Genomic DNA, 8627 nt, shown 5'->3' with positions numbered 1-8627 from the left:
GGCTGCCGGGTTTGCTCAACAGCACCCTGTTTGAACTCGGGGCTGTATTTTCTTCTCTTTGACATAAACACTCCTTTTGCCCATTATCAGGCTTCTTTGAAGTGTCCGCAAAATCGGGGTAGAACCCGGGTCATTAGAATTTCACTTGGTTTAATTAAGAATCAAGACGATTGTAGATTACCGCAAATATCCATGCACTCAGTCCGACAGACAAAGACCAAAGGATAAGACCTTTAATGAACCCTGATAATGTTAATGACCACATCATGTCCTGAATATCCATATGGAACATATCGCCAGAGGCCATAATAGTTGCTTGGGGTAATAAAAATACTAATAAGCTACAGATAACCCAAATAATGGCTGTCGTTAAGGTCGCTGCCAACGCGAATTTCACACTATTGAATTTCATTTGCTTTGCTCTCTTTTCGAATTTTCAGTAAATCCATGATCATCTATTTAGAAATTTGAAACATTGATTTATGTCAACAAAGACATTTGTATTGCCCTGAATTTTGCGAATGCGATCTGCACGCACGCACTCCCAGCTTGTAACCGGATACTCTCTATTCCAAGCGAGCATCAATTGCTTTTGGCTTTTACTCATCTTATAACGAGGATAGCGTTTCTCCATGTAAAGGTAAGTCCTGGCTATCTGGCCTCTACTTTCAATAGTGGGCTCTACCTTTCTAGAGTCAATTTTTACCAAGCATGATCCAAAGGCCGGTTTCACGTCAGGAAGCATGGTGAAGTTATAGTTACTTCGCATAGCATTCACAGCACCGATAGTTGGATAAAGGTTATAAAGGTCACTTTGCATATAACGGTATTCTTTGTTCATTTTGCTGGCACAATTTCTACCTCTAAAGGCTTTACCTTTTGAGTCGACACAGCTCGGATGACCGTCACGCCACTCGCCGAATGTTCTGCCGAAATTTTCTGCTGGCACAACGTGTTCCCATTCAACCCTTTTGGCACGTTTCACGTATTTTTCTGTGTGAAAGCCAACAGGCAAGGTAATACGCTTCTTTTCATCAAAGGTTGCCCCACAGTAGAGGGTCTCCCGATGGTCAAAGTAGACCTTCTCCATCATCAGCTTTCGGCCTTACTGAAGGAGTCTGTTGGTTCTGCTACTACTGTGAATGGCAGCAATAATGCCGCCAATAAGAAAACTGCTTTAAGTCCTTTCACCTTCATTCCTAACTAAATGTCATATTGGTTGATTCTGGAGCGCTCACCTTTCTGAACGATACCTGGCCAACGACTATGAATTTGAGCATCTTCAAGTTCTGGCTCAATCGTCATCACATAGATGCATTCAGAGTCATAAAGGTGGATTGAATGTTATTGTCTGCTTTCATCTATGAGAAATAGACAAAAATACCGACAATAAAGAATGCCATCGCCGCAATAACTCTTGAATAAACAAACGGGATTTTTTTCATCATTGCTTCACCTAGGTAGATCACAGGTACGTTCGCTACCAGCATTCCTATTGTTGTCCCAACGGTGACAATTATGACGTTCTCATAATTCGCAGCCAAGGCAATAGTCGCGATTTGGGTTTTGTCCCCAATCTCTGCCAGAAAAAATAAAACTGTCGTGACAATGAAGGCACCATAGTGGTGGTATTTGACGGCCTCTTCATCTTCCTTATCTGGAAACAAGAGCCATATCGCCATGAGTATAAAGCTGACAGAAAGTAACGTTTTACCCAACCCGCCAGATAGGAATTGACTTAACCATGATCCGAACCAAGCTGAGGCAAAATGATTCAGGAGAGTGGCGACCAAAATGCCAGCCACAATAGCCAACTTATTTTTGAATCTGGCAGCGAGTAATAGAGATAAAAGCTGAGTTTTGTCACCGATTTCAGCCAATGCAACGGTGATAGACGAAGTCAGAAAAGCTTCCATGTAATTGCTCCGGCGGGATTAGAACCAAGGCAAACAGAGACCTCCCGCCAATTGGGATCTCTATTTGCCTTAGGTCTTGTCTATGTCACGGTTGTGACACGAAACTGCCATGAGCCATGTGGGCTCAATTATGTTGACAATCTCAACGCCGGTAGGCGAGCAGACTACTCCCCCAAGACGCGGATATACTACCACACCAGGTTGTTGTGACTTCAAATTATTTGCCACAAACAAAAAACCCCGGGCTTTAATGCCCGGGGTTTGAAGAGCTCCTTAAGAAACGCTCAATGAAACGTCAAAAATCCAGGCTTCCCTCAAGGATGAATGACCGCCCTGGTGCAGGCAGTCTGCCAATTGGACTGACATCAACCCCTCTGAAGTAATATTCTTCATCCAGCAGGTTGTTCACTGCAAAAGCGACTTCCAGATTGTTGCCACCCAGATTAAAGTCACGGCTCAGGCGTGTGTTGACCAGCGTATAAGCAGGCAACTCGCCGGCACTACCATTAGCTGTTTCTTCTTCTGTATTGGCCGCATCACTGTAGCTTTCACTGACATGTAAGCCTGTCAGACTCGCCTGCCATGGTCCTTTCACATAATTCAGATGAGCTGAAATGTGATGTTCAGGCGCGTTGGGCAGCTCATTGCCTTTGTTTTCACCATTGAGCTGTTCGGTATCTAGATAAGTATAACCAACACCTAATGCCAAATTGCTTGTAGCCTGCCAATCGGCGGTCAATTCAATACCTTCATGACGAGTTTCACCCAGGTTCTCAAACACACTGTCAGTTCGGTTAAACTGAATTTGATCGTCATAATCGATTCTGAATAGCGTGCCACTGACACTCACATTATTAGTGACTTGGGAACGGGCACCGATTTCATAGTTCCAAGCCAGCTCGTTAGCAACATCGCCCTCCCTTGTTACCTGCGCTGTTTGTACAGGCACCAGGGAACGCTGGGCATTGGCAAACAGGAATAATGAATCCGTTGCCTGCAACCCCACTGTCAGACCGGGCAGGAATTTGTCAGTATTATTTTCATCTTCGGTATTGTTAATTCTGTCTTCAAAATCCGTATTGACGTCTTCATAACGCACGCCCGGTGTAATGGTTAATCTGTCATCCAAGAGTGCTATCGAATCACTGAAATACAGTGCCACTGCTTCGGTATCGAAATTCCAGTTACGGACCTCATTGTAGTCATTACTCGCCAGGGTCAAGCGGTTAACATCAAAACTGACTTGTTCCTTAACAAAACGGGCTCCCGCCATGAAGGTGTGGTTACCCTGGTTGACGGTAATCCGGGGTTCAGTGCCATACACATGAAAGACTCGAGGTGAATCGGCCACGTGGTCAGCTTCTAAAGCAGGGTCGAATGAAAACCCCGGGCCCTGAGCGAAATCAAATGTTCTGTCAGCTTTATGGGCAAAATTACGCCACTGGAACTCAACATTACTACTCGGATTATAGGTCCAGGTGAGTGTCCCTCTCAGCATATCGGCATCGTAGGTATCAAATGGCCGCTGTGAGTCTGTTCTGTCTGCTCTGTAGGTACTCGGGCTCAGCGAACCGGGTAGCTCAGCATTGACGTTGTAATACTGGACCTGCATGTCGAGTTCGTTTTTGTCATCAACATAATATTTGGCATCCAGAATGATATTCTGCACATCCGTTTCAGAATGGTCACGGAAGCCTTCACCATCCTGCAGGTTAACTTGAAGCTGTAGCCCTAAATCATCAGTGACAAAACCTGAGGCGCGATAATAAGAGTCGAAGTAGGCATTACCGGTATCTTCAGCAATGGTAATGCGTTCACGGATAGACTGCTCAAATTCTCTGGAAATCGGCTTAGTAACCAGGTTAAGCACACCGCCGACGTTGTTGGGCCCATAGTGAACAGCGGCACCACCCCGAACAATATCCACCGCCTGGATGCTGGGCAATGTCACGGGAAATAATGACACACCGACGTTGGTATATGGTCCAATGCCAATAGGATAACCATCAACCAAAAGCTGCAATCTTTCACTTCGTAGCGGGTTCAGACCACGAATGCCGATATTGGGCAAAATACCTGTGCCTGTCTCATCCAGTACCTGCACACCATTAACGCCACGCAATGCATCTTCAAGGTTGAGCGCCCCTCTGTCGTGCAACTCCTCCTCAGTCAACACTTCCCTTGAGCCTGGATAAGTTTTCACGCTTTCTTCGGTAGGTTCGCCGAGCCAGTCGCTACTCACGACTATGGAGTCAAGCTCTGCAGCCGAGTTTGCTGCTAGAGCGGGTGATAACCAGGCTGATGCCATCAACACCAACAGTTTCTTTTTATCAAATCGCATATCATTACCTCTACAAAATAGAGCTAATGATAATCGTTATCGTTAGCAGTTGAAAGTTTAAATCTCATCTTGAGTTAATACTGGCACTGAACTCGCTATAACGATAGCAATCAACGCTAGGCAAAGAGCCAAGCGAGGCTACGTCCGGTTCAAACCGAACAGTTGTATTTAAAATGCATATTCGATGCCTCATAAATCAGGTCTGCACGACCTACCATTTGTTTAAGGTGCATGGGGTTGCTGGAAGTGGCAATTTTCAGTGAATGAGTCTCTCTCAGAGACTATTCAGGAAATTAAAGCTAATGATGATTCTTATTGTCTATGTTGGCGGAAAATAAAATTCCGACACACTATGATTAACTGCTTTAGTGACACCCTAACCTCTTGCGCGAAGAGCGATAAAGTCCTAATATCGAACTTATGTTTTTACAACAAAAAATCTCACCAAAAATGTCTTGCCCGATAAAAAATCTCATTTTTAGTGGCAGACAATCTCATCGTAGTCGTCACTACAAATCTAATTCTTTGTCTCCTATAAAACTAAATCTCATCACAGCTGACATTTAACGCCAGTGCTGCGCACTGACATGGGACTGCTCCCTGACTATGTGACAAGTTGTCATTGGACGGTTTGTCCAGGTTGATGAGCGATTATCTCGGCTTCAAAACTGTAGTACAGTAAGATTCAAACGGATGAGTTCAGATTTTAAATTCTGTTGCTTAAATGGCTATCAGTAATCCCAAATCACAAATTCTGAATATGGTTGTTCCGTCGTCTTAGGATCCACGTTAAATAAACCGCTTCACAAGGTAAGCATATGCTGATAATTTGAAGTTACTGCCAGATTATTCAGGGAACGACTCATGAACCAATCTAAATTCAGTTTATTGTTATGCATGCCTGTTTTACTGATTCTCACCATATCTCAAACTGGTTGTGATCAATCAACCCAGGATGATTCATCTCAAACCAGTCACAAGGCGGACACTGTTTCGCCTGTTGAGACAGTCGCTGAGCAACCCAGCCAAGAGCCAAAAAAAGCTGAGGCCGAGACGATGCCTGAACAGAATCCCGTGTCCCCCGCTCCTTCAACGATGACAGATGCTGAGACAACCCCTTCGACAGATGATATGCAGGCATCCGGCGGCTTATATCAGGTTGTTGATGGTAACAAGCTGGATGAGTTCAGTTATGAGGGCTTTAAGCTCTATCGGAACTGGTGTGCGCGTTGTCACGGCACATACGGACAAGGCATGGTCGGGCCCAATCTCGCGGAAAGCCTCAATGTCATCAGTAAAGAACAGTTTGTTGAAGTAGTTACCCATGGTAAGACTGGACAGATAGGCAGTATGCCCGCCTGGGAGTCTAATGAGGCGGTGATGAACGGTATGGATAATCTCTACGCATACCTTAAAGCCCGTGCTGATGGCGCTATTGGCGAAGTTAAACCAACTAAACAGCAATAGTTTCGACACAAGTAGCACATTGTATAACGCCCATTCAATCTATTCAGCTGATCAGGCGGTATAGCTTGCCTGCAATCTGAAAATCCAGAACACGGCCTTCAGCGCATTATCTTTCTGGTCAGTGGCACTGCTGTTTACCTTGATAGTTTTAATCAATTAGCTAACCCGAATTGAGGAAATGCTTTTCAGGTATACGTCTCATTTAACTTTACAAAAACGAGATAAATAGATGATTTGAAATGATTAATACCGTGTCACAATCACAGCCCGGATGGGTATTTTATATCTCGATTTCCTTGTTATCAGGTTTCATCGCTCTGGCAACGCTATACCCTGATTTGTTTTCAATATCCGCTGAGCGTGCTCTGTCTTTCACAACTAGCCACTTCGGCTGGTTGTATTTATCTGTCACGACCGGCTTTCTGGTTTTTTGCATCAGCATAGCGTTGTCGAACTACGGACGAATCAGGTTAGGCGCGGATGGTGAGGCGCCAGAGTTTTCCTATCTGTCATGGCTTGGGATGATTTTTTCTGCCGGGATGGGCGTGGGTCTGGTTTTCTGGGGCGTGGCTGAGCCCATCACCCACTATGCATCGCCACCGTTTGGGAATGCCCCTCCCCACTCTCCAGAATCAGCAGGTCTTGCCATGCGCTACTCTCTGTTTCACTGGGGATTTCATCAATGGGCCAATTTCGGGATTGTCGGCCTTGCCATTGCCTATGTTCGTTTCAGACAACAACGGCCCGGGCTCATCAGTGAAGCTTTCCGCTCTACGCTGGGTGACAGGGTGGATGGCGGTATGGGGCATGCAATTAATGTGCTGGCCGTGGTATCCACGGTTTTTGGCGTCGCGACCACACTGGGCCTGGGAATGCTCCAAATCAACAGTGGTGCATCATCCGTGTTCAACATCGAGTTTGCTCTTTCCTCGCAACTCGTCATATTGGCCGGCGTCGGTGTTATCTTTCTTCTCTGCTCACTGGCGCCGCTTGAGAGCGGTATACGTCACATCAGTGATCTCAATATGTGGCTGGCAGGCTTGCTTCTTGTCTTCGTGTTTTTTGCCGGGCCGACTGATTTCATCACTGCCTCAATGACCAACGCCATCGGCGATTACTTCGGTAACCTGATTGGAATGAGCCTGGTTATGACACCCTATACCGGTGAAGACTGGGTTGAGCGGTGGACAATATTCTACTGGGCGTGGGGACTATCCTGGGCCCCTTTTGTTGGCACTTTTATCGCTCGGATTTCACGTGGTCGCACAATAAGAGAGTTTATTTTCGGTGTGATTGGCATGCCGGTGTTGCTCAGTGCTCTGTGGTTTGCAACATTCGGCGGCAGTGCATTGTATTTCGAAGTGTTTCGCAACGCTCAAATTGCTGAGACCGTCTCACAAGAAATCAGCGCTGGTTTATTTGCATTGCTTGAGCTCTTACCCGGCTCAGCAGTGACGGGCGTCATGATGCTGGTTTTAATTGTTTTATTTGTCATCACTTCAGCCAATTCAGCCACATTTGTGCTGGGTATGTTCGCCGGTAAAGGGGCGCTTGTTCCCAAACCTTGGCTGAGGTTTACTTTTGGCGTGATTCAGGTGCTCGTGGCCGGTGTTTTATTATTGAGTGGCGGTTTGTCATCCTTACAGACCGTTTCTATCGTCGCCGCCTTCCCGTTCATGATCCTGATGGTGTTTATGGCCAGTGCCTTACTCAAGTCGCTCAGGGATGAGCAAAGACAGATCGAGCTGCATGAAGCTTTGATGCGGGAGAGGCTTCAGCGCCTGATTGATGAACATGAAGTGGATAGAAGTAAGTCCGAACAGGATCAAGATAGACCCACTCCCCAGTAAGCTCACTGGAGAATGTTTTTGGCTCAGAGACGCATTAAGTGAAAATCACTAAGATGACTTATTATTTCATCTCGGTTGAATTCGTAGTACGCAGATCAAATGCACTGCTTGTTTCATAATTTCTTATGAAATCTTTTTCACCCTGATATTAAATTATGCTGGGCTTTTTTGTGCTACAAGTTTTGTTGATCGCATCTCAACTGGTCTGCGCTTTATTAAGTATTAGCTGGATTATATCTTTGTGTAATGGCGGGATTGCTGTTATCGATTGCTGAGAAGAAATCCTCTTCCTCTGAAACCAGTAACTCAGTCTGAGGCAGTTTTTTGCTTACATACTGAAAGATTTCATTTAATTTTTCAGGCTCAGGAGCACGGAAACCGGCTTCAGTTACCGGTCTGGTAGGAACGGCAATATAGGCCTTACCTGGTTGCAGATGCGCTAAAAAATCTGCCAATCTTAGTATGTTTGAGTCTCCTGTGTTGACCTTGTCCAATAGCATTGTCTCGGTGGTTAACAGGCCGTCAAAATCCTCGGCAAAGTCCATGAGTGAAGACAGAATTCTGTCAAAATTCAGTATTTCTGCCGGTCGGTTGATTTTTTTCCATATTGACTCATCCACTGTGTCAACTTTGAACGATACCCAGTCAGCCAGCTTAAGGGCTTCTTGAACATCACTTCGCCATATCAACGAGGCATTGCTGTTAACGGCAATCTTAATCTTCAAATCTTTAAGTAAGGAGATGGTCTCAGTGAGGTACTCATCCAGTGTGGGCTCACCAGACGGCACAAAGGTGAGATAGTCGATGCTCTCGCCAGCATCATAAACGCCCTGAACCTTGTTTCTGACACAGTCAAAAATGAACTGCGGTTTGTAATAACTTTGTCTGACTGTTTCAGTTCGGCGGGTCTCGCCAACCTGGCAATACAGGCAGGAATAAGAACAATGTTTGGGAGGAATATTATTGATACCAAGGCTGCGACCAAGCCGCCTCGAGGGTACGGGACCAAATGCAATCATCTGAACCTCTCATTCACGGGCGAAAACTCAAATC

At 45.6% G+C, this 8627-nt stretch carries 7 protein-coding genes; 2 read left to right on the top strand and 5 right to left on the bottom strand.

Annotated elements, in window-relative coordinates; all coding sequences use genetic code 11:
• Window positions 1-154 precede the first annotated feature (154 nt).
• The 4 genes from FH755_RS12985 to FH755_RS12970 all read right to left on the bottom strand — a co-directional run bounded on the left by FH755_RS12985 (window position 155) and on the right by FH755_RS12970 (window position 4257).
• A complete protein-coding gene (locus FH755_RS12985; protein ID WP_292441543.1) occupies window positions 155-412 on the bottom strand; it encodes a DUF5676 family membrane protein in 258 nt (85 codons plus the stop codon).
• Between the two features lie 39 nt (window positions 413-451).
• Window positions 452-1093, bottom strand: a complete 642-nt coding sequence (locus FH755_RS12980) for an endonuclease (protein WP_292441542.1) — start codon at window positions 1091-1093, stop codon at window positions 452-454.
• A 268-nt stretch (window positions 1094-1361) separates the two neighbouring features.
• On the bottom strand, window positions 1362-1916 hold the full coding sequence (locus FH755_RS12975; RefSeq protein WP_292441541.1) for a TMEM165/GDT1 family protein: 555 nt from the start codon (window positions 1914-1916) through the stop codon (window positions 1362-1364).
• Between the two features lie 295 nt (window positions 1917-2211).
• On the bottom strand, window positions 2212-4257 hold the full coding sequence (locus FH755_RS12970) for a TonB-dependent siderophore receptor (protein ID WP_292441540.1): 2046 nt from the start codon (window positions 4255-4257) through the stop codon (window positions 2212-2214).
• Between the two features lie 1056 nt (window positions 4258-5313).
• On the opposite strand from FH755_RS12970, the gene FH755_RS12965 reads away from it, so the two are divergent.
• Window positions 5314-5724, top strand: a complete 411-nt coding sequence (locus FH755_RS12965) for a cytochrome c (RefSeq protein ID WP_366658784.1) — start codon at window positions 5314-5316, stop codon at window positions 5722-5724.
• Between the two features lie 239 nt (window positions 5725-5963).
• Window positions 5964-7574 (top strand): BCCT family transporter, encoded by a 1611-nt coding sequence (locus FH755_RS12960; protein WP_292441539.1) that lies wholly within the window; start codon window positions 5964-5966, stop codon window positions 7572-7574.
• Window positions 7575-7789: 215 nt separating this feature from the next.
• On the opposite strand, the gene FH755_RS12955 is transcribed toward FH755_RS12960, so the two are convergent.
• Window positions 7790-8593: a radical SAM protein gene (locus FH755_RS12955; RefSeq protein ID WP_292441538.1), complete on the bottom strand. Its 804-nt coding sequence runs from the start codon at window positions 8591-8593 to the stop codon at window positions 7790-7792.
• Window positions 8594-8627: the final 34 nt, after the last annotated feature.

Origin of the sequence: Methylophaga sp. (assembly GCF_009711715.1) — a bacterium.
Taxonomy (GTDB): domain Bacteria; phylum Pseudomonadota; class Gammaproteobacteria; order Nitrosococcales; family Methylophagaceae; genus Methylophaga.
This window is presented reverse-complemented; position numbering and strand designations above follow the sequence as displayed.